Annotated in this window: 21 protein-coding genes; 11 read left to right on the top strand and 10 right to left on the bottom strand. The window is 40.0% G+C overall.

The annotated features are described in order from the left end of the window. The 11 genes from aspS (at window position 1) to HXT48_RS03205 (ending at window position 13480) form a co-directional block, all read left to right on the top strand. Window positions 1-1797 carry an aspartate--tRNA ligase gene (gene aspS, locus HXT48_RS03255; RefSeq protein WP_012914188.1) on the top strand — a complete coding sequence of 599 codons (1797 nt, stop codon included), beginning with the start codon at window positions 1-3 and terminating at the stop codon, window positions 1795-1797. Between the two features lie 146 nt (window positions 1798-1943). Next, the gene (locus tag HXT48_RS03250; protein WP_012914189.1) at window positions 1944-2756 is read left to right on the top strand and encodes an amino acid ABC transporter ATP-binding protein; all 813 of its coding nucleotides are present in this window, start codon (window positions 1944-1946) and stop codon (window positions 2754-2756) included. A 70-nt stretch (window positions 2757-2826) separates the two neighbouring features. Next, window positions 2827-3660 (top strand): glutamate ABC transporter substrate-binding protein, encoded by an 834-nt coding sequence (locus HXT48_RS03245; protein ID WP_102155150.1) that lies wholly within the window; start codon window positions 2827-2829, stop codon window positions 3658-3660. A gap of 1 nt (window position 3661) precedes the next feature. Further along, window positions 3662-4339 (top strand): ABC transporter permease subunit, encoded by a 678-nt coding sequence (locus HXT48_RS03240; protein WP_004574250.1) that lies wholly within the window; start codon window positions 3662-3664, stop codon window positions 4337-4339. Between the two features lie 5 nt (window positions 4340-4344). Beyond that, window positions 4345-5430 carry an amino acid ABC transporter permease gene (locus tag HXT48_RS03235; protein WP_064621584.1) on the top strand — a complete coding sequence of 362 codons (1086 nt, stop codon included), beginning with the start codon at window positions 4345-4347 and terminating at the stop codon, window positions 5428-5430. Between the two features lie 209 nt (window positions 5431-5639). Continuing rightward, window positions 5640-7079 (top strand): UTP--glucose-1-phosphate uridylyltransferase, encoded by a 1440-nt coding sequence (locus HXT48_RS03230; RefSeq protein WP_102155148.1) that lies wholly within the window; start codon window positions 5640-5642, stop codon window positions 7077-7079. 292 nt (window positions 7080-7371) lie between these two features. Continuing rightward, the gene (locus tag HXT48_RS03225) at window positions 7372-9291 is read left to right on the top strand and encodes a helix-turn-helix transcriptional regulator (protein ID WP_004108930.1); all 1920 of its coding nucleotides are present in this window, start codon (window positions 7372-7374) and stop codon (window positions 9289-9291) included. A gap of 2 nt (window positions 9292-9293) precedes the next feature. After that, entirely contained in the window at window positions 9294-9635 is a 342-nt protein-coding gene (locus HXT48_RS03220; RefSeq protein ID WP_102155146.1) for a hypothetical protein, read from the top strand. 27 nt (window positions 9636-9662) lie between these two features. Further along, window positions 9663-12296 carry a DEAD/DEAH box helicase gene (locus HXT48_RS03215; protein WP_102155144.1) on the top strand — a complete coding sequence of 878 codons (2634 nt, stop codon included), beginning with the start codon at window positions 9663-9665 and terminating at the stop codon, window positions 12294-12296. A gap of 109 nt (window positions 12297-12405) precedes the next feature. Then, window positions 12406-12753, top strand: a complete 348-nt coding sequence (locus HXT48_RS03210; protein ID WP_004106625.1) for an RNA polymerase-binding protein RbpA — start codon at window positions 12406-12408, stop codon at window positions 12751-12753. Then, on the top strand, window positions 12746-13480 hold the full coding sequence (locus HXT48_RS03205; protein WP_012914194.1) for an HAD hydrolase-like protein: 735 nt from the start codon (window positions 12746-12748) through the stop codon (window positions 13478-13480). Before HXT48_RS03210 ends, HXT48_RS03205 begins: the two co-directional genes overlap by 8 nt. A gap of 645 nt (window positions 13481-14125) precedes the next feature. On the opposite strand, the gene HXT48_RS03200 is transcribed toward HXT48_RS03205, so the two are convergent. The 10 genes from HXT48_RS03200 to frr form a co-directional block, all read right to left on the bottom strand. Then, a complete protein-coding gene (locus tag HXT48_RS03200) occupies window positions 14126-14731 on the bottom strand; it encodes a MerR family transcriptional regulator (protein ID WP_102155140.1) in 606 nt (201 codons plus the stop codon). After that, a complete protein-coding gene (locus tag HXT48_RS03195; RefSeq protein ID WP_102155138.1) occupies window positions 14709-15149 on the bottom strand; it encodes an FHA domain-containing protein in 441 nt (146 codons plus the stop codon). The genes HXT48_RS03200 and HXT48_RS03195 overlap by 23 nt, the downstream gene beginning before the upstream one ends. An 18-nt stretch (window positions 15150-15167) precedes the next feature. Next, entirely contained in the window at window positions 15168-16004 is an 837-nt protein-coding gene (locus HXT48_RS03190) for a DUF881 domain-containing protein (protein ID WP_004108919.1), read from the bottom strand. Window positions 16005-16007: 3 nt separating this feature from the next. Beyond that, the gene (locus HXT48_RS03185) at window positions 16008-16340 is read right to left on the bottom strand and encodes a small basic family protein (protein WP_004106615.1); all 333 of its coding nucleotides are present in this window, start codon (window positions 16338-16340) and stop codon (window positions 16008-16010) included. Window positions 16341-16342: 2 nt separating this feature from the next. After that, window positions 16343-17392 (bottom strand): DUF881 domain-containing protein, encoded by a 1050-nt coding sequence (locus HXT48_RS03180; protein WP_081378935.1) that lies wholly within the window; start codon window positions 17390-17392, stop codon window positions 16343-16345. A gap of 15 nt (window positions 17393-17407) precedes the next feature. Then, window positions 17408-18016: a CDP-alcohol phosphatidyltransferase family protein gene (locus HXT48_RS03175; RefSeq protein ID WP_064621630.1), complete on the bottom strand. Its 609-nt coding sequence runs from the start codon at window positions 18014-18016 to the stop codon at window positions 17408-17410. Between the two features lie 123 nt (window positions 18017-18139). After that, a complete protein-coding gene (gene rpe / locus HXT48_RS03170; RefSeq protein WP_004108916.1) occupies window positions 18140-18805 on the bottom strand; it encodes a ribulose-phosphate 3-epimerase in 666 nt (221 codons plus the stop codon). A gap of 79 nt (window positions 18806-18884) precedes the next feature. Beyond that, window positions 18885-19802 (bottom strand): prolipoprotein diacylglyceryl transferase, encoded by a 918-nt coding sequence (lgt, locus tag HXT48_RS03165; RefSeq protein WP_004108913.1) that lies wholly within the window; start codon window positions 19800-19802, stop codon window positions 18885-18887. 42 nt (window positions 19803-19844) lie between these two features. Beyond that, window positions 19845-20876 carry a phosphatidate cytidylyltransferase gene (locus tag HXT48_RS03160; RefSeq protein ID WP_004108908.1) on the bottom strand — a complete coding sequence of 344 codons (1032 nt, stop codon included), beginning with the start codon at window positions 20874-20876 and terminating at the stop codon, window positions 19845-19847. 33 nt (window positions 20877-20909) lie between these two features. Next, window positions 20910-21464, bottom strand: a complete 555-nt coding sequence (frr, locus tag HXT48_RS03155) for a ribosome recycling factor (RefSeq protein ID WP_004106603.1) — start codon at window positions 21462-21464, stop codon at window positions 20910-20912. Window positions 21465-21480 lie beyond the last annotated feature (16 nt).

Here is a 21480-nt window from a genome sequence, read left to right as displayed (position 1 = left end):
ATGAGCCAGACGGCGTATCGCACACATCATGCCGTTGAAGTGACTGAAGAATTAGTCGGGCAAAAAGTAACCATCGCTGGTTGGGTTGATCGTCGCCGCGATCATGGTGGAGTTGCCTTTGTTGATGTCCGTGATAACACAGGCTTAGTGCAAGTTGTTATTTACGATGAAGAAACTGCACGACCATTGCGTAGTGAATTCGTTGTGCAAGTGACCGGCGAAGTTCGCTTGCGTCCAGATGGCAACGAAAACGATCATTTAGCAACCGGTAAAATTGAGATTGTTGCAGAAACTGTTACTATTCTCGCAAAGTCAGACGCTTTGCCATTCCAGGTTTCAACAGCTTTGGAAAACGAGTCCGAGAACAAGCTTCCAAGCGAAGATGTTCGTTTGAAGTATCGTTACCTTGATTTGCGTCGCCCATCTATGCAGCGCAATTTGAAGCTTCGCTCTGATATGGCTAAGGCTGCCCGCCATGCTTTGGAAGACATGAACTTTACTGAAGTTGAAACACCAACTTTCATTAAGTCAACTCCTGAAGGTGCTCGCGACTTCGTTGTTCCAGCACGATTGGTTCCAGGCTCTTGGTACGCACTTCCACAGTCTCCTCAGCTTCTAAAGCAGTTGCTCATGGTTTCTGGCGTTGAACGCTACTATCAGCTTGCTCGTTGCTATCGCGACGAAGACTTCCGTGCAGATCGTCAGCCTGAGTTCACTCAGCTTGATATGGAAATGAGCTTTGCAAGTCAGGAAGACGTTATGGCTATGGCAGAGCGCGTTATTGCCGCTATTTGGAAGGAAGCAGGTCACGAAATCACTCTTCCTTTGCCTCGTATTACTTGGCAGGAAGCAATGGATAAGTATGGTTCCGATAAGCCTGATTTGCGTTTTGGAAACCCACTTATTGAGTTAACTGACTACTTTAAGAACACTCCATTCCGCGTGTTCCAAGCTTCATACGTTGGCGCTGTGCTCTTTAAGGGCGGTGCTGCAACTCCTCGTCGCCAATTTGACGCTTGGCAGGATTGGGCTAAGCAGCGTGGAGCTAAGGGATTGGCTTACGTTGTGTTTGGTGAAGATGGCGAGTTAAAGGGTCCTGTTGCTAAGAATCTTAGTGAAGAAGAGCGCGCAGGTCTTAAGGAAGCTGTTGGAGCAGAAGATGGCGATGCAGTGTTCTTCGCAGCAGGTTCTCGCGAGTCTTCGCAGCTTTTGCTCGGCGCAGTGCGCGTTGAACTTGCTAGCCGCGCAGGATTGCTTCACCCAGATGAGTTTGCTTTCACTTGGGTTGTTGACTTCCCACTATTTAAGCGCACTGATGATCCAGATGATGACGACGTTGCCGTTGGCCACTCAAAGTGGACTTCTATGCACCATCCGTTTACAATGCCATCTGCTGATTGGATCGATAAGTTTGATAAAGATCCAGAGCACGCTATGAGCGATTCTTACGATATCGTGTGCAACGGTAATGAAATGGGCGGCGGATCCGTTCGTATCCACCGCGACGATATTCAAGATCGTGTGCTTAATGTTCTTGGAATCGATAAGGCTGAAGCTGACGAAAAGTTCGGCTTCTTGCTTGAAGCTTTCAAGTATGGTGCTCCACCTCACGCCGGTATTGCTTTGGGCTGGGATCGTACTGCTGCAATTTTGGCAGGCGCAAGCTCAATCCGCGACGTAATTGCATTCCCTAAGGCTGGCGGCGGTCGAGATCCTCTAACCGGCGCTCCTGCTCCAATTTCTGACGAGCAGCGTGCTGAAACTGGTGTTGATTACGATCCAGAAGAAGACGAGTAAATAAAAATACTTGTAAAAAATGTTATTGACAAGCCGTTGATTGTTGATTTTATGATCACAATCAACGGCTTTTTTGTAACGTAAGAGTTACAAAACGTAACGATAGTGATAAATAGCCGTAACACAGATTAGCTAAACTTCTTGTTATGGATAAGCAAGTATCAAAGTCAAATCCAAACGCCGAGGATATGACTAATCGCACTATTTCAGTGCAAAAAGCGGCAAATCCCCTCGTAGAACTAAGTCATGTCGAAAAGCATTATGGAAAACTTCATGTGCTTAAAGACATCAATCTGACCGTTAACAAAGGCGAAGTACTAGTTATTATCGGTCCATCTGGTTCTGGTAAATCGACAATGTGTCGCACAATTAACCGTCTCGAAACTATTGATTCAGGTGACATACGTATTGACGGTGAGCCACTTCCTCAAGAAGGAAAAGAACTTGCAGCTTTGCGAGCAGAAGTTGGTATGGTATTCCAGTCCTTTAATCTTTTCGCTAACAAGACTATTTTGGAAAATGTTACTCTTGCCCCAATGAAAGTGCGCCATATGGATCAGCAAAGTGCTGAATCTCTTGCTATGGAATTGCTCACTCGAGTCGGAGTTGATAATCAAGCAAACAAAATGCCTTCACAACTTTCCGGCGGCCAGCAGCAGCGTGTTGCAATTGCTCGAGCTCTTGCTATGCAGCCAAAAGTTATGCTTTTTGACGAGCCTACATCTGCACTAGATCCGGAAATGGTCAATGAAGTTCTTGATGTCATGGTTGAGCTTGCAAAAGAAGGCATGACTATGATTTGTGTTACCCACGAAATGGGATTTGCACGCAAGGCAGCTGACAGAATTGTATTTATGGCAGATGGTCAAATTCTTGAACAAGGCACTCCTGAAGAATTCTTTGAACATCCAAAAACTGATCGTGCAAAAGATTTCCTTTCCAAGATTCTTACGCATTAATCTGCTTTTTTGTTTTATCTTTCAGTAAAAATTCTGAAACTTTAAAACAGTTCTTACGAAGGGAAAAGATATGAAAATATTACAAAATCGCATTTTTCGTGCGATACTAGCGATGCTTTGTACCGTATGCTGCGTTATGCCGCTTACAGCTTGCGATCGTAGCGATGGTAAAAAAGTCATACGCATTGGTATTAAATTCGATCAGCCTGGTATGGGTTTCAAAAAATCAGGAACTTACGTTGGATTCGACGTTGATGTTGCTAAGTACGTTGCCAAAAAGCTCGGCTATTCAGAAGATCAAATCGTATGGAAAGAATCACCATCTAAACAGCGTGAAACAATGCTTCAAAACGGTGATGTAGATATGATTGTTGCAACATATTCCATTACTGACGCTCGCAAGAAAATGGTTTCGTTTGCAGGACCTTACTTTATTGCCGGTCAGGATTTGCTAATTCGAAAAGATGAGCATAAAGTAAGCGGTCCAAATGATTTGGACGGAAAGCGTTTATGCTCAGTTTCAGGCTCAACATCTGCAATTGCTATTAAGGAGCGTTACTCTTCAAAGGTACAGCTTATGCAACAGCCTGGTTATGCAGAATGTGCAACTGCATTATTCTCAGGAATTGTAGATGCTGTAACTACCGACGACATTATTCTTGCTGGTTTAGCAACCGCTTCTCGAGGTCGTTTAAAGCTTGTAAACAAGCCATTTACCGCAGAATATTACGGAATTGGCATTAAAAAAGGAAATACAGGCTTAGCTAAGAAAATTAATGCAGCCTTAAAAGACATGATTCGTAACGGATCATGGAAAAGAGCTCTAGACGACAATTTACGAGGCACTGGCTTTAAGCCGAACGCAAAGTATAATCCGCCAATTCCTCAAGAAGGAGAGAAGTAATATGCAAGATTTTATGCAGCTATTTACCTCCTACAATATTCCAGGAGCATTCTTGGTTAATATTGAAATAACTTTATGGAGTGTACTTTTTTCATCAATTATTGGCGTAATTCTTGTTACTATGCGCATTTGCCCTGTTTCATCATTACGCATGATTGCTACAGTTTATGTTGAATTGTTTAAAAACATGCCACTTACCATCATTATGGTTTTCATGGTTTTAGGCGTTTACGCTCAGCTTAAGATAGGATTCTCCTCAATTTTTGAAGTGAATTTCTTCTGGCTGGCAATTGCTGGATTGTCGCTTTATACTGCAGCATTTGTTTGCGAATCTTTGAGATCTGGTCTTAATACCGTGCCTGTTGGCCAAGCAGAAGCTTGCCGCGCTCTTGGATTAAATTTCTTCCAATCTGCAACACAAGTAATTCTTCCACAAACTTTCTGCGGTTCAGTAGCACCATTAGGTAATACATTTATTGCTTTGCTTAAGAATTCTACAGTTGCTGCTGCAGCATCAGTTGCCACTGAGACTTCAACAATGATGAGTGAAATGATTGAGAAACATGCAGATTTGATTGTTCCAATCTTCTTAATTTTCGCTTGCGGATACATTATGCTCATCATTCCTATCGGCATTTTGACTACTTATTTGTCAAATAAACTTGCTGTGAGAAGGTGATAACAATGGCTAAACAACGTGAACAATCATTATTATTCGATACTCCAGGTCCAAAAGCTCTTAAGAAAATTCGCATAGCTAATATTATTGCCGGTTGCATTTTTGTTATTTGCATTATTGCTATTCTCGTTCGTTTGAGCAATCCTCCAGAGGGAGAAAACCAACTTTCTTGGACGCTTTGGAATCCTGCACTCGAATCTGAGGCCTGGGTTGATTTTTATCTTCCTGGATTATGGATGACACTAAAAGCATCGTTACTTGCAGTAGTTGGTTCTATTGTATTTGGCTTATTCTTCGGACTTTGCCGTTTACTACCTAATTTTATTATTCGTAGTATTTCCGCAATAGTAGTAGAATTTTGCCGCGCAGTACCAGTATTGATGCTTATGATTTTCTTGTGGAGAGCATTCGCACTTTCTGGTATGAAAGAATCATCATACTGGGCTGTTGTTTTGGCACTGATTATGTATAACGGTTCTGTTGTTGCAGAACTTGTTAGATCAGGTGTTGGCAACTTGCCAAACGGTCAAAGAGAAGCTTCACTTGCATTAGGATTGAGCGAGTACCAATCATTGACACAAATTGAAATGCCTCAGGCAATTATTGCTATGATGCCTGCAGCAGTAACTCAGCTTGTAGTTGTTTTGAAGGATACTGCACTTGGTTCAATTATTATGTACACTGATTTGCTTCAGGAATCGCGCAGACTCGGATCAATGTACTTTAATATTTTGCAAACATTAAGCGTTGCAGCAGTAATATATTTCCTTATTTGCTTGGCATTGTCTTGGTTTGCACAATGGTTGCCATCGCACTTGAAGAATCGAACTGCCGCTCCAACAGAACCAGAGCCTGTTGCTCCAATTGCTATTATGGATCCTTCTAATGTGAACCAAATGGCAGTTGCTAGCGAAGTTAAAGAGCTTCCTTATGGAGGTACTCCACGTAAGTATCACGTACATCATCGCGGTACGAACGCTTCTATTCACCATTGGCGTCACACTCGTTACTTGCAAGGCTACGACGAGCATCATCTAAAAACTGGCGATGAACCGGAAGAAAATGATGACAACAATGCAGAAAATAACTAAATTTCATATTTAGTGGTGTTTAGTAGCAAATTTTCTCATAAGCGCAGTCGGTATTTATTATTGGCTGCGCTTATTATTTTCTATCTTGCAATTTCTAACTTTGGTAGAATCATAATAGTATTTCAAAATAACCGTTAAAAGCAATATTTGCGCAGCAACGCACAAATCGCTAAACTATTAAGGTCACATGCATACGAGGAGGCTTTTACATGGATGACGCGTTTGAGTTGTCCGCTGCAAAGATGCGCGAACAAGGCATGAGCGAAATTGCTATTGAACAATTTAAACACTTATATAATGCTTGGAATTTAGATAAATCAGGGGATAAGTCTGCGGAGTTTATTCGCGAGAGCACGGTTGAACCTATTAAAAGCGTTCCAACTTTCCACGAAATTTACGAAACTATTGATCACGACAAAGCTGTTAACGCATTCGCAAAAACTGCTTTTATTAAATTAAATGGCGGTTTGGGAACATCTATGGGCTTGTCTTGCGCAAAATCTTTACTACCAGTTCGTAGGCATAAAGCTCGCCAAATGCGCTTTATTGATATTATTATTGGACAAGTTCTTACAGCTCGTCAGCGATTAGGAGTTAATCTTCCGCTTATTTTCATGAATTCTTTCCGCACGTCTCATGATACTTTGCAAGTACTAAAACGCAATCGCAAGTTTGTGCAAGACAATATGCCTGTAGAAATTATTCAACATCAAGAACCAAAATTAGCAGAGGAAACTGGAGAACCGGTTTCTCACAAGGAAGATCGATCTCTTGAATGGTGCCCTCCAGGTCACGGCGATATTTTTTCAACTCTGTGGGAATCTGATTTATTGCATACTCTTAAAGAAAATGGAATTGAGTATTTGTTTATTTCAAATTCTGACAATTTAGGTGCTAGACCGTCGCGCACTCTTGCTCAACATTTTGAAAATACTGGCGCACCTATCATGATTGAGGTTGCGAAGCGAACTCAAGCAGATCGTAAGGGCGGTCATATTGTTAGGGACGCGAAAACAGGAAGACTAATGCTACGAGAAATGACACAGGTTCATCCTGAGGATCGTAGAAGCGCACAAAGCATTAAAAAACATCCATACTTCAACACAAATAATATTTGGGTTCGTGTAGATGCTCTAGAAAAAAAGTTAAAAGAGCACAAAGGGATTTTGCCTTTGCCTGTTATTTTTAATCACAAAACTGTTGACCCAACTGACGAAAGCAGCACTCCGGTAGTGCAATTGGAAACAGCAATGGGAGCAATAGCTTCACTTTTCGATGACGCAATTTGCGTAGAAGTTGATCGCATGCGTTTCTTGCCTGTTAAAACAACCAATGACTTATTTATTATGCGATCAGATAGATTCCATCTTACTGATTCATATGAAATGGAAGATGGTAACTATATATTTCCTGATATTGATTTGGATCCACGTTATTACAAAAACATCAATGATTTCAACGAAAGATTCCCATATTCTGTTCCAGCTTTAGCTGCTGCAAAATCAGTAACTATTAGGGGAGATTGGACATTTGGAAACCAAGTTTCAATGTTTGCTGACGCTGTTTTAGAAGATACAGGAGAACCAAGTTATGTGCCAAATGGAGAATTCGTGGGACCGCAAGGAATTGAACCAGACTCTTGGGTTTAAAGCAGATTTCTTGCAAATATGCGATTTTTATTGATAGTAAATAAAATTATCTATAAAAAAATTATATGGCGTGTCGCGAAAAAATGGCGTATTTTCAACGTTGTTGATGTTCGTGTGAATAAAAAATATATAATTATTAGAAGTTTTTTAAAAAATGTCCACACGTACCGCAAAACACCATTAAAATAGAAAAGGTGTGCGCAATATTGCAACACAAGTTTTGCTGCATTTCGTAGTCGCTTGTATGCAAGGCGCATAAGTAAATTGATACAAACATGATACGTGAGGACTAATGGTAGAAGGAAGCAACGGAAGGCGACGTTTTTCCGACAAATGGGGCAAACACGAGTTAGATGTACTCGCTGTATTGTCTTCCGCATTCCCGCAATGGCTGACTTCGCGTCAAATTGCACAGCGCGTAAAGGCATATGCAGATTCATACGGTGAGCTTGCAGATCAAGCAGCTAAAGCAGCATTCGCAAAACAGTTCCAGCGAGATCGCGCAAAGCTTGCTGCTATGGGTATTGCAATAGAGTCTAGGCAGCCAGAATATTCTTCGAAGTCCGAAGGTCAAGACTTTGCGTCTTATCGTTTGCAATTAGGCGATGAGCCTCGCGTACGTTTACGTTTCGACCAATCTGAATTACCAGTTTTAGCTGCAGCAAATTATCTTGCTCGTTCAATGTCTATTTCTTCTCTTGATTCAGGTCAACACGAGCAACAGCGCACTTCTCGCACTGCTCCTAGAGTTCCACAAACTCCTATTCCTGGCTTAGGATTAGATTCAATCGCACCTGGTCTTGGAACACAAATGCTACCTGATTCATTGGTAAAAGTTATTGATTCTCGCAGATTTGCCGCAACTGTGGATGTCGATGGTGAACATTTAAACGTTGCTTATACTGATGCTGATGATTTAGCGATGTTCGTGCTAGAACATCCTGGATCTAGCGTAGTAAGCCCTCAAGAAGCAGTTGATGCTTTCCATCGCCGTTTGCACGCAGCAGTTAATTTTGCTCAATATGACGAAAATGAGCAAAAAGATGAAGAAGGTGCTATACAAGAAGCGCAAAATATTGAAGAACAAAATAGCAACACTGATAAATCGCATACCAAAAAAGGCTCTTCATTCCAAACTGGAAGTGAAGTAGATCGTAGGCTTCGATTGATGCTTTTCTTGTCTGCTCATCTTGGAGAGGAATTCCCATTAGACGAGCTTGCTGAGCGTTTTATTGGTAGACCAAAAAGCGATGATGAACTTCGTCGATTTGTTACAATTCTTCACAAGGATATAAATACTCTTACTACTGTTTCTGACGATGGGGAAATGGCCGGAAGCCAATTCTTTGATATAGATTGGACTCTTCTTGAGAACGAGGGAATTGTTTCTGCTACTAACTCTTTAGGATTGGAAAGACTTGCTGGAATTTCACAGCAATATTTGAGCATGCTTACTGCGTCTGCTAATTATTTGGCGCATTCCTTGCTTTTGCCTATTGAACAGCGCACACAAGCTGAATCCTTGTATAAGCGTCTTCGCCGTCATGTTCTTCCTGGTCAAACTCCATGGCTGAGTTTAACAGGTTATGAAATTGAGCCTCGAAATTGTTCTATTGTTCGCAGTGCTATTAACTCTGGATCTTTACTAGATATGGAATACACTGACGGGGCAGGACGTATTCGTCGCAAGATTGTTGCACCGTCGAAGATTTACGTTGATGAAGGCGTTTACTATGTTGCAGTATGGACTGATGTAGAGCAGCAAACACCAGAAGATAAACGTGAATTTGTTGCTAAAGATACGACAATTAATAAAGCGAATGGATTGCCTCGCATTTGGCAAGTTCTTCGCGTAGCACGTATTGAACGTGCAGAAGTTGTAGAGCCTGTATCTCAAGTTAAAATTCCAGATGTGCCAGTTAGTGAACTTCGCAAGTGGAGCTTTGATAACGGAACTGAAACTTGCTTCATTACCGATGAAACAGAATTGAACTTTTTGAAGAATCTTTCTGGAGCCACTATGGAAACTTGTGGCAGCGGAGTAAAAGTCCATCTTACTGTTTCTTCTGATTCATGGTTCGTTGCTTTTTGCATTGCTCACGCACGTCATATTACAGCTGTTGCTCCTGAAACATTGCGCAGTATGATTATTGCTCGCGCTCAACGTGAATTAAGCGTTAATCACGCTGATAATGCGAATACAGAGGAATAACAATGCCTTGGTGGATTTGGCTACTCATAACAGTTTTTATGCTGATAATGGTAGCGCTAGGAGTTGTTATTGTCGTTTTAAGCGCAATAAAAATAGCTAAGGTCTGCTTTGGTATTTCTGAAGACGTTTCTTCTAGATTTGAACGTTTGCATGAACCAAATAAAGAAGATAATGAAAATCCTCGAGATCCATTATTTACACTTCCTATTAAAGATGCAACGAATCGATATGAGCGAACGCACACAAAAGTTATTGAGCGTCATCAAAAAATTCGCGAAAATCACCGTAAAATATGGCAGCATTGGGATAAAAAATCTCTTCGCGAAGAAGACATTCAGCTATAGCATATAAGAAAGCGACTAATACTTTTTATGTCTCATTTATCACAGAAAAAAGACTGCAAAAATAAATCAGGCAATCCAACTGACTGCAATGAGAATGATGTAGTATTATCTCCTTCACAACGTTTCGCAGCTTTTAAAAATACAATGAAGCACGAGCACTCGATGGCATCTAAATTTGAGCGTTCTTTGTCTTTTGAACTTGATGATTTTCAACTTGAAGCTATTGATGCACTAGAAAATGACAATAATGTTTTAGTTGCTGCTCCTACTGGAGCTGGTAAAACTGTTGTTGCGGATTTTGCTGTATTTCTTGCGCAAAATCGCAATGTAAAAGCTTTTTACACAACGCCTATTAAAGCTTTAAGTAATCAAAAATATCACGATTTCTGCGAACAGTACGGCTCAGACAGAGTAGGGTTATTAACTGGCGATACTTCTGTAAATCCTGAAGCAGACATTGTTGTAATGACTACTGAAGTTTTAAGAAATATGCTTTACGAGCATTCGATTACGTTGCAATCTTTAGGTTTTGTCGTTCTTGACGAAATTCATTATCTTGCAGATAAATTCCGCGGAGCTGTGTGGGAAGAAGTTATTATTCACCTTCCGAAATCGGTGAAAATTATTGGGTTGTCTGCAACTGTTTCAAATGTTGAAGATTTTTCTGCATGGCTAGAATCAGTGCGTGGAGAAACTCATTTGGTTGTCGACGAACACAGACCTGTGCCTTTAGAAAGACATGTTGTTATTCAAGAGGATTCTGCAACTGAGCCTGAGTTACTCGATTTATACGACCATGACAATAATGGAAACGTAACTAAGCGCGTTAACCCTGCATTGACTAGGAAACTTAATGAATTTGAGTACCGAGCTCGTCGCCGTAAAGAATCTTACAGCGATAGCAAATACCGTTACAGAAAAGGTAAGAAACACAGAGTTAACGGGGGAGTTGCACAGTTAGATAAATGCGCGAAACGACATACTCCTCACCGCTGGGCTGTTATTGACGAATTAGATTACCTGGGAATGCTGCCAGGAATTTATTTTATCTTCTCTCGTTCCGGATGCGATCAAGCTGTTCAACAATGTTTAAACGCAAGATTAATACTTACCTCTGATGAAGAAATGTACGAAATACGTAAAATTGTCGACAGTATGGTTGCAAATCAACTTTCTAAAGAAGATTTACACGCTTTAAGCTTTGAACGTTTTCGTTTTGCTCTCGAACAAGGATTTGCAGCACATCATGCCGGTATGATTGCATTATTCCGTCACATTGTTGAAACACTATTTGAACGCGGACTTATTAAAGTTGTTTTTGCAACAGAAACACTTGCTTTAGGCTTAAATATGCCAGCTCGAAGCGTTGTTGTAGAAAAGCTAGTAAAATTTGACGGCACTGGGCATGTACCTCTTACGCCTGGAGAATTTACGCAACTTACAGGTCGTGCTGGAAGACGTGGAATTGACGATATTGGTTACGCAATTCTTGTAGATCATGCTGATTTCGCCCCTCAACAAGCTGCAGCACTTTCTAGTAAACGCGTATACCCGCTACATTCCAGCTTCGTTCCTACGTTTAATATGGCAGTTAATTTGCTGAACTCAAGCGATGCAGACACTGCTAGAACAACACTAGATCGTTCTTTTGCTCAATGGGAAGCTAATGCTTCTGCTGAACGTTTACATAATCGCATGAACGAACTTGAAACAGCTCTTAAAGGCTATGAAGAAGCATTCCACTGCGAACATGGGGATTTTGCTGAATTCTTACAATTACGTATGAAGCTTAAAGAAGCTCAACACGATCAACGCCGTAAACTTAAACATACTTTATTCCGCACAGATGCAGAACGCACAGCAGCGTTTAAAGCGTTGGATGATGTTATTGCAAATCTTAGAGAAGCTGAGCGAACGCATCCGTGTGCAGGTTGTGCAGATATTCAACAACATTTGCGTTGGGGCTACCATTGGATTAGAGAACATAAGGAACTTGATCAAGTACGTGAACGCTACGAATCTCGTACTGGTTCTGTTGCTAGAACTTTTGACCATATTTGTGACGTATTGTACAGTTTGGATTATTTACAATCTGAAGATTCTTCACAAAACCAAATTTTGCACCTTACTGAGCGCGGTCAATTGTTAAGAAGGTTGTATAACGAACTAGACATTGTATTTGCTGAAGCTATTTGCGAAGGAATTTTTAATGATCTTTCGCCGCTTGAATTATTATCGTGCTTGTCTGCATTAGTTTATGAATCTAGAGGACCTGCAGGGGGAGAACCTAGACGATATCCAGGCGGCAAGGATGGCGCGATATTTAATACAGTATTGCGAATGAAAGAATTATTTATGCGTACTAGCGCATTATGCGCAGACGCTCATTTGCCAGCGTTAAGACCGCTTGAATTTGGTGCTGTAGATATTATGTACGATTGGGCTAATGGTGCTGATCTAGCTGAAATTTTGCGCAATACCGACAGCACTGGAGGAGATTTCGTGCGTCAAACTAAACGTCTTATTGATTTACTTACTCAACTTTTTGCAACAGGAGAATATTTACAAGCTATAGATGGCGTAGATAAAAATCTTGCTTCATGCGCTTATGAAGCTGCAAAACTATTAAACCGTGGAGTTGTAGCATACTCAGATGTATAAGTATGAGCATATACAAATAAAATGCATGTATTTTGTATATATAAATCGTTTTTATATATATAGTCCGTGCAATTCGGTAATTTTATAAAGTACTACACAAGGAGATACTATGGCAGAACGCAGTTTACGCGGTATGAGCATTGGTGCGAAATCATTGGAATCTGACGATAATGTAGATTTCGCTGCACGAAATGATGTTGTGTATGTGTGCCCAAAGGGGCATCGCACGATTCTTCCTTTTGCTCAAGGCGCAGAAATTCCTGAAGAGTGGGAATGCCGCTGCGGCACGATTGCACATCGCGAAGGCGACGATGATCGCCCAGATGATGATTTCAACAAGCCGTCTAGGACGCATTGGGATATGCTGCTTGAACGTCGTAGTGAAGAAGAATTAAAAACTTTACTAGACAAGCGTCTAAAAATGCATCATGAGGGCTGGATTCCTGACTATGAGTGAATTCTCAGTGTCTTCAGGATGTACTAGTCGTCACATTATTCTGCTTGATCTTGATGGCACATTAACAAAGTCAGATGCTGGTATTATTACTTGCGCAAAGCTTGCATTGAAAGAGTTGAAACAGCCTATTCCGGACGATGCTGAAATGCACCGTTTTATAGGTCCTTCAATTTTAGAATCTCTTCAACGCAATAATGTGCCTGAATCGCTGCTAGCAAAGGGACTTGCTACGTATCGCAAGTATTATTCTGAAGTAGCAACTTTTGATGATCCTAATAATCCTGGTAAAAAAATTCCAGGATGCCTACTTAACAAAGTATACGATGGAATACTTGAGCAACTTACAAAACTTCGTGAAGCTGGATATTATTTAGCAACCGCATCTTGCAAGCCAGAATATCAAGTAAAGCCTATTTGCGAATATTTTGGTTTGACGAAGTATCTTGACGGAATTTATGGCGCGAGTAAAGATATGTCGCGTATTAGCAAAACTCAAGTTATTCGTTATGTTTTTGATGTGATTGATTACAATCCAGAAAAAGGCGACAGAGCTTTGATGGTTGGAGACCGCTGGACTGATGCTGACGGAGCAAAAGATTGCGGCTTGGATTGCTTGGGATGCGCTTGGGGCTATGCTGAGCCTGGCGAGCTTGAAGCACACGGATCTTACAGAATTATTGATAGCGTAAACGAATTAAACACTGCAATTTGCGAATATTTCGCTTAATCTAATCAGAATTTTTGTCGTAACGGCTTTTTCTTTACACCCTCGTAAAGTTTCGGTCGTTTTTTAGTGAGAAAACGACAGTTTCTTTACAACGCTGCACAGTTTCTGCCGGTTGAGCTTATTATTTGACTAGATTTACTTGATATTTATCCGATAATGTACGTTATGTCAAATTAGAGATAATAATCAAACGCAACCAACAAAGTCTCACACTACTATCAAATAATATCCCTACGATATACTTCTTGCTAAATAATCTAAGACTTGCAACTTCGGTACGCACAAAATAGCATTGCAAAAATATTAGCAAAAATAAGCGCGATAATAATCGCATATGACGCAATCAGCGTTGATCTCATTAATAACCAATAATCATCACAAACAAATCCAAAATCGCGAACAATATGCAAAAGCATGTATGCAAGCATTGCGCAAGGAAGCCCACAACAATGCGTAATAACAATACTCCAAGGCATTAAACCAATAGAACTTCTCTTATTACTATTGCTAATACTATTTGATTTCAAATAAGCATTTTTTCGAAATTTTACTAAAAAACGCACACAAGTAAATGTACTATACAAAAACAATGATACTGAAGCAAACCAGCAAATAACAGCGATAATAACAACTACGAACATGCCATTATCCCCACGTTTCCTGAACAAGACTCCATGAGTTTGAAGATGTATGAGAAGTAGGTTTTGAATAAGATTTGTGAGTAGACTTACTACTTTTTTCTTCAACTTGCGTAGCATCAACAGAATTTTCAGAAGATAAGTCCTCTTCCACTCTAGAAACAATGCGACCAACAGCAATAGCAAATACTGCTAAACCAGAAGCAAGCATACGACGCATATTATCTTGATTCTCATCGCACTCTTGAACAGATTGACCATCACAAATAATAGTCATATTTCTTAAGCGTTCTTCTGAGTATCGATTAAGAAAAATAATAGCCGTAGTAACATTAACTAAATTAACGCCAGCATCAAGCAGCCTTTTAGCTACAGCCATAATCGCAATGTCCTTAAAAGAATACAAACGACGAGAACCAGAACCGCTAGATGCATGAATTGAAGGCTCTATAATGCTTTTACGAGCCCAATAATCGAGTTGCCGGTAAGTAATACCGGCAACCTTCATAGCGACACTACCACGGTATCCTGAAGCGTGATCAGCAGACAAGGAAAAGTTAAAAAGCTCCCCCTGTACTGCATTAATCACATTATCGGACTGTGACTGCGTCATGTGCGAAAAATACCAGTCTGAATTTGCCAATCATAATTTCATCGCCATTATGCAGCACTGATTTATCAACACGTTCACGATTTACATACGTACCGTTTAGGCTTCCAGAATCTGAAATGCTAAACACGCCATTATGGCGCTTAAACACTGCATGCGCACGCGAAACAGTAGAATCGTCTAACAAAATATCAGCATGCGAATCACGTCCAACTGTTACTAAATCTTCATCGAGAAGATAGCGAGAACCAGACACTGCTCCCCTAGTTGAAATCAACAACGCAGTACCAGGAAGTAATTTCGCTATAGTATCAAAATCATCCTGCTGCATAGGACGATCTGAAGTTGTATTCATTGGAATATGAATAGCTGGCATACCAATAATAGTGGTTTCGCCAGCTGTAGGAATCGGTTCAGTCATACTTGCTATTCTACCTTGTTACTCGACTGGTTTTGCATATTCGTACTGTTTTGGTTCGCGTGTCGAAGTAATTTCTACTTCATCAGGCACTGAAACCATTACAGAAGAACCAAATTTAATTTTTAAACGCGACCCAACACCGCCTGCAATATTAACAGCATTTTGCAAATTCTGAGGGTCACCAATTGCTTTCACAATATAAGGAGGATCAATTATAATATTGTCGCATATAAGACCATGTTTAGTTTGCGAAATATAGCTTGAAGTAACTATTCTTACATCGTTAATAGACATAACTTCTACGCCAGCATTTCGCAATTCCTCTATTAGCTGAAACATCGTAGCGGCATCAATATTCTCTTTTTCACCTGCAGTAATGTGAACTACAATACCTTTACCTACTGCCGGCAGACGTCCAGAAATAAGACCATTTGCTTGAGCATTCTGCTGAGCAATACGACGAGCTTCATCTTGTTTATCTACTGCTTCACGCAACGAATTAAGCTGACCTGTTAATTCACTTTTTCGGCTTTCCAAACTCTGAATTTGAGAATGAGTTTCTGTAATAAGACGAGTCAATTCTTCTTCGCTCATTGTTTCATACAAAAGTGAGTTGCTACGATTAACTTGAATCATGTACGCAAAACCTAATAAAGCGCAGAGCAACATCATTAAAAAGCCCGTAAATATACGCGCTCGAGTAACGTGACCGCTTAGTGAAGATTTTACTTTACGATGAACTGCTGGGAAAGATCCAGTTTGAGTTTCATCACTTTCACGATCATGCGATTTTTGACGACGCATTTTATGAAGAATATCATCATCTTGTGGAGAATGAGAAAACATTGAAACCATATGCTAACTCCTGAAGATGAAACGACGAATTGCAGAAACGTTAGAGAAAATACGAATTCCTAAAACAACGATAACTGCAGTTTGTAATTGCGCACCTACGCCAAGCTGATTTCCAAGCAAAACAAGCAACGTAGCTGCTATAACGTTTGAGAAGAATGAAATAACAAAAACTTTATCCGAAAAGTTTCTTTCAAAATATGCACGTGCAGCACCAAGCAACGCATCTAGTGCTGCAACGACCATAATAGGTAAATAAGGTTGAATGACAATCGGAATATCTGGATGAACAACAACTCCAATTAATACTCCCAAAATTAATCCAAAAATCGCTGCCATGCTTATCTCCTAATTCTCTCATTGGCAAAACTAATATCGCCTGTGTTTGCTGCACTGAGTCGTATAACTCTCGAAGGTGAAACCTGTGGATTAATGCCTGCATTAACTAAAGATGCGTACCATTTCATGCGTTTCATATCATTACATTGTTTAATTAAATCATCAGAATCGCCAATAACTTCAATAACATATGGACTTTGAGTTTGATTAACTCCAATAAGAATAGTTTGACCAGCAACACGAATAGAAGTTTGCGCTCCAAGTCTATGCCCGTTAACAGAAATAGCTTCAGCACCTGCTTCCCACAATAATGACACAAATTGTTGAATATCACGATCTGTAACTAATCGCATTCTTGCGCCATTACTTTCGCGAGGTAAAGAACCGCTATTCACATCGCTCGAAGCAGAAATAGGATTAGCAATAGTCAAAGTAATCCCAGAACCTTCTACAGCATGAGTGCCATTAACCATATCATCTGATTTACTAACTTCATCCTCTTCAGGCGTAGTAATTTTTTGCGACTCATGATCTACGTTATTTCTCAATGACGTTACTTCTTCTACAAGCTTATCGAAACGAGACGTATAGCCAGACAACTCATTAGCTAATGAAGAACGTATTGCTTTTCTAGGATCAGTGTGCAATTTGCGAACAAACTGGCTCCCAACAGTACCAATAGAAACACACAATAAAAATACTATAGCTCTAGTGAACCACAGATTAAACGGTTTAACAGGTTGTTTACTTAATCTTGCATCCATAAACATTGGATCAACTGGACGATTAGTTAAATCATCAATAAGACGCAAAGCATAATCGTCAATATAACGTCTACGATCATGATTGTGAGCAAAACCACTGGAAGACATTACAACATGATGCGTTGAAATACCAGTAAATGAGTGCGAAAATAATGCCCTACGCCTAGTCAGCGACATCCCATCAGGAGCAGCAAAAGACATTGGCATAGTGCTTTTATGAGACGTATGTTTTACATCTAAATCTTTGATACTATCTTTTAAACTAACAAATTCATCTTGCTTAGTCATATGTGCGTACACGCCTTATTTAGTTTTTGTTGACTTAGCAAGTAACAAATAAGCTTGCATATAGTAAAGCAGACCAGCATACCAATATAGAGCAATACCCCACACTCCACATGCAAGTGCAGCAGCATAAAGTACGAGCATAGACTCAGTAGGTACAGCATAAACAATCATTAAAGAAACAATTGAAAGCATAAGAAGTGCTGTGCCAGCTTTACCTACAAAGTTAACAGGCAAAGGACCATAATCTCTTTGCGCAAGTACTATTACAAGTACAGCCATAATAGCATCACGCAATACTACTAATAAAAGTGCCCACCAAGGGATAATCATTGCAACAGCTAAAGCTAACGTACTGCAAAAAATTAATAGACGATCAGCTATAGGATCAAGAATTTGACCCAACTTACTAACTTGATTCAAAGTACGAGCAATATAACCATCAAGACAATCAGAAAACGCAGATATTGCTAAAACAATAAGAGCAAAAGTCATCTGTTGCTGTGTAATAAGCCAAGCAATATAGGGAATTGAACATATGCGCAAAAAACTGATTAGATTAGGTATTGTCAAAACTCGATTCATTGCTTCAGGACTATATTCCTGATTAATAACGAACTTAGTCATAATATCTTCCTCATACGAAATCACACAATTAATCAGCATATATTCGCATCAAAAAAACTCGCTTGTTGTGCAATACTTAATATGTTGGGGACATATTTCATGCCCCCAACATACATCTAATATTTATTCACGCCAAGCAGCTTTTGCAGTATTGCGAATAGCTTCAATCGCTTCTTTAGGACTTTCTGCTCCATAAACTGCAGAACCTGCAACAAGCACATCAGCACCAGCTTCAGCAACTATTGCTGCAGTTGAAGGGCTAACTCCTCCATCAACCTGAATATGAGTATTGAGACCACGACGAGTAATTTCGTCACGTAAACGGCGAACCTTATTCATTTGATTAGCTAAGAACTTCTGTCCACCGAAACCAGGCTCAACAGTCATAATAAGAACCATATCGAATTCATCAAGAATATCGAAAATAGGTTCAACTGGTTCCGCAGGGCGCACAGCAAAGCAAGCTTTACAACCCATATCGCGAAGCTGACGAGCTAATCTCACTGGAGCATGAGTAGCACCCATATGAAAACTCACAGAAGCAGCTCCAAGTCTAGCATATTCTGGAGCCCAACGATCTGGATCCTCAATCATCAAATGTACGTCAACTGGAAGTTTAGTAACCTCACAAATTCGCTTAACAATTGGTTCACCCAAAGTCAAGTTAGGTACAAAGTGATGATCCATTACATCGACATGAACAAGATCCGCATTAGATATTGCATCGAGGTCACGCTCAAGATTGCAAAAATCTGCGGAAAGAATGCTAGGTGCTATTTGTATATTCATGTGTACTATTCTAGAAAATGCAAGCGACTAGTTTTATAAAAACAAGATTTTTAAAATTGCTTTTTCAAATACTTGAATCTTACTTACTAGAAGTGTTCTGAGACTCACGTTCTCTTTCGTCTGAAGTTATATCTATAAGTCGTTCAACAAGAGACTCACGAGTACTAGTACTCTTTTGCAGCAAAGCAAAAACAATAGTTGCACACATGAATACGATAATAGAAACCCAAACATTAATGCGCACACCTAAGAAAACATGTGAAAAATCAATTCGCAATGCCTCAATCCACACGCGTCCAATTGTGTACCACATAACATAAAGTGCGAATACGGAACCGGCTTTTAACTTCTTAGCTATAACTTTGCCAAAATAAATAAGCAATGCAGCACCGATGAAATTCCAAATCATCTCATATAAAAATGTTGGATGAAATAATGTGCCTTCTGGGCACGTTAACCCATCATAACATCTTTCACTATGACCTATTGCTTGAGTAGTATCATAATTTAACTTCAAACCCCACGGCAAGTTAGTAGGAGCTCCGTAAAGTTCTTGATTAAACCAATTCCCCAATCTTCCTATACCTTGAGCAATAAGCACAGCAGGAGCTGCACAATCAGCTAGTAATCCAATAGGATATTTACGATACTTGCATAATACACAAGCAGCCAATGCGCCTAAGAATATACCGCCCCAAATTCCTAGACCACCATTCCAAATTCTAAAAATTTCTAAAAAATCACCATTAGAGCCAAAAAACTTTTCTGGAGTTGTAATAACGTGATACAAACGCGCGCCAATTATTCCAGCAGGAAGACTGACTAAAACAAGATCAAGTATCTGGTTAAAATCTCCTCCAAGACGCTTCCATCGACGCGTAGTAATCCACATTGCCATCAAAATACCGGCAAGAATACTAAGAGCGTAAAACTTTATGTTTACAAAGCCAAGAGAAAATTGCGAAATACTTGGCGACGGAATAAAACAGACTGTCATGGCGTCGATATTAGTCTAAGCCCACGATTGCGACAGATAAATTCAGAAATGAGCAAGTTGCAAAAGCACAAGCAGCACAGGACCGCACAGCAAAATAGAATCTACTCGGTCAAGAACACCACCATGACCTTTTAGCAAATGTCCCATGTCTTTAATACCAATATCTCTTTTAAGCATAGAAGCACACAAGTCACCGAATGTGCCAATAATTCCAGAAGAAATACCCATGACTAATGGCATCCACCAGAAATTGAACCAAGAGGAACCATAAAAACCTGCAATAATTGCATATGCGCCTATAATTGCAAAAAGCATTGAGCCTATTAAGCCTTCTACAGACTTCTTAGGAGAGATTCGCGGAGAAAGCTTATGTTTGCCCAACCATGCACCAGCAAATAATCCGCCAGTGTCACTTAATGCAGGTAAAAATACCAAAAGCATAGCGTGAGCAACTGCGTATTTTGTATTTGTAAGAGCTAATACGATGCAAGAAGCTAAAAGTGGAATGTACAACACCACGAATAGCGAAACAGACGTATTCGTAAATAAAGTATGTTCGTATGATGAGCGGTTAGAACCATCGAGCTTTTTTTCTACAGCTTGCATCGTTCTATCTGAAATAGTACTGCTAAGAGTCGCACAAATTACTGTAAGAAGCAAAGATGCAGTAATTCCACTAGCCATAGCAACAGCATGCCATTTTGCATAGTATGTTGCAAAAATAGTTACAAGCGAACATATTGATAACGTCACGAAAGGAATACGCAAACCGAGAGTTGCAAAATCAACATGTAATTCCCACAATGCCAGAACCATAAAAATGGCCATAAGCACGATAAAGACATCAATGCTAATAATTAAGCAAGAAACAATTGCAACAACTAGTATTGCGGCGGTAGCAACTGCCTGAGGCATATTCCTGCCTGTGCGACGATTAATATCACTTAAAGTTTCATGGGTGCCATGTGTAGCAGTATCTGCTTTGTCAGAAGACAATCCTACTTCTGATGCAGTTTTTTCAGCATTTGCTTTACTGACTTCATTGACAAAATTATGCTGTTTTATTTGACTCATACGGCACCCATTCAGTTTGAAACTACAAAAATCTCAGACTTCCATAATTTCTTTTTGCTTACCTTCAAGCAAAACGTCTAAAGAATCAGTAACTTGCTTAGTTACTTTATCAAGCTCTTTTTGTAAACGATCGCCTTCATCTTCGCCAAGTTCACCATCTTTAACAGACTTGTCAATAGATTCCTTAGCTTTGCGACGAATATTGCGAACTGCAACTTTGCCTTCTTCTGCTTTATTCTTAGCAAGCTTGACGTATTCCTTGCGACGCTCTTCCGTGAGCTCTGGCATAGTAACACGAATAACATTGCCATCACGATTAGGGCTTACACCTAAATCAGAATCGCGAATAGCCTTTTCAACAGCATTCGCTTGAGAAGCGTCAAAAGGCGTAACTGAAAGAGTTCTAGGCTCTGGAACACCAATAGATGCAACAGCTTTAATTGGAGTTGGAGCACCATAATAATCAACCATAATTCCGTTTAGCAAAGCAGGATTAGCACGACCGGTGCGAATACCCATAAAATTCTCTTTAGTAGCTTCAACAGACTTATTCATCTGTTCACGGGCTTGATCAATTATTGCTGACATGTGTTCTCCTTTATAA

It is taken from the genome of Gardnerella sp. KA00127, assembly GCF_049244125.1.
Lineage (GTDB): Bacteria > Actinomycetota > Actinomycetes > Actinomycetales > Bifidobacteriaceae > Bifidobacterium > Bifidobacterium swidsinskii.
Note: the sequence above shows the minus strand (reverse complement) of the source record. Positions and strands in the feature narration are given on the sequence as shown.

What these genes read in the sequence shown, in the direction of transcription:
- HXT48_RS03245 (WP_102155150.1), top strand. Translation starts at nt 2,827, where the DNA reads ATGAAAATATTACAAAATCGCATTTTTCGTGCGATACTAGCGATGCTT.
- HXT48_RS03250 (WP_012914189.1), top strand. Translation starts at nt 1,944, where the DNA reads ATGGATAAGCAAGTATCAAAGTCAAATCCAAACGCCGAGGATATGACT.
- HXT48_RS03230 (WP_102155148.1), top strand. Translation starts at nt 5,640, where the DNA reads ATGGATGACGCGTTTGAGTTGTCCGCTGCAAAGATGCGCGAACAAGGC.
- HXT48_RS03240 (WP_004574250.1), top strand. Translation starts at nt 3,662, where the DNA reads ATGCAAGATTTTATGCAGCTATTTACCTCCTACAATATTCCAGGAGCA.
- HXT48_RS03180 (WP_081378935.1), bottom strand. Translation starts at nt 17,392, where the DNA reads ATGACTAAGCAAGATGAATTTGTTAGTTTAAAAGATAGTATCAAAGAT.
- rpe (WP_004108916.1), bottom strand. Translation starts at nt 18,805, where the DNA reads ATGAATATACAAATAGCACCTAGCATTCTTTCCGCAGATTTTTGCAAT.
- HXT48_RS03220 (WP_102155146.1), top strand. Translation starts at nt 9,294, where the DNA reads ATGCCTTGGTGGATTTGGCTACTCATAACAGTTTTTATGCTGATAATG.
- frr (WP_004106603.1), bottom strand. Translation starts at nt 21,464, where the DNA reads ATGTCAGCAATAATTGATCAAGCCCGTGAACAGATGAATAAGTCTGTT.
- HXT48_RS03200 (WP_102155140.1), bottom strand. Translation starts at nt 14,731, where the DNA reads ATGACGCAGTCACAGTCCGATAATGTGATTAATGCAGTACAGGGGGAG.
- HXT48_RS03185 (WP_004106615.1), bottom strand. Translation starts at nt 16,340, where the DNA reads ATGGCAGCGATTTTTGGATTAATTTTGGGAGTATTAATTGGAGTTGTT.
- HXT48_RS03205 (WP_012914194.1), top strand. Translation starts at nt 12,746, where the DNA reads ATGAGTGAATTCTCAGTGTCTTCAGGATGTACTAGTCGTCACATTATT.
- HXT48_RS03190 (WP_004108919.1), bottom strand. Translation starts at nt 16,004, where the DNA reads ATGGTTTCAATGTTTTCTCATTCTCCACAAGATGATGATATTCTTCAT.
- HXT48_RS03235 (WP_064621584.1), top strand. Translation starts at nt 4,345, where the DNA reads ATGGCTAAACAACGTGAACAATCATTATTATTCGATACTCCAGGTCCA.
- aspS (WP_012914188.1), top strand. Translation starts at nt 1, where the DNA reads ATGAGCCAGACGGCGTATCGCACACATCATGCCGTTGAAGTGACTGAA.
- HXT48_RS03160 (WP_004108908.1), bottom strand. Translation starts at nt 20,876, where the DNA reads ATGAGTCAAATAAAACAGCATAATTTTGTCAATGAAGTCAGTAAAGCA.
- HXT48_RS03225 (WP_004108930.1), top strand. Translation starts at nt 7,372, where the DNA reads ATGGTAGAAGGAAGCAACGGAAGGCGACGTTTTTCCGACAAATGGGGC.
- HXT48_RS03195 (WP_102155138.1), bottom strand. Translation starts at nt 15,149, where the DNA reads ATGACTGAACCGATTCCTACAGCTGGCGAAACCACTATTATTGGTATG.
- HXT48_RS03210 (WP_004106625.1), top strand. Translation starts at nt 12,406, where the DNA reads ATGGCAGAACGCAGTTTACGCGGTATGAGCATTGGTGCGAAATCATTG.
- HXT48_RS03175 (WP_064621630.1), bottom strand. Translation starts at nt 18,016, where the DNA reads ATGACTAAGTTCGTTATTAATCAGGAATATAGTCCTGAAGCAATGAAT.
- lgt (WP_004108913.1), bottom strand. Translation starts at nt 19,802, where the DNA reads ATGACAGTCTGTTTTATTCCGTCGCCAAGTATTTCGCAATTTTCTCTT.
- HXT48_RS03215 (WP_102155144.1), top strand. Translation starts at nt 9,663, where the DNA reads ATGTCTCATTTATCACAGAAAAAAGACTGCAAAAATAAATCAGGCAAT.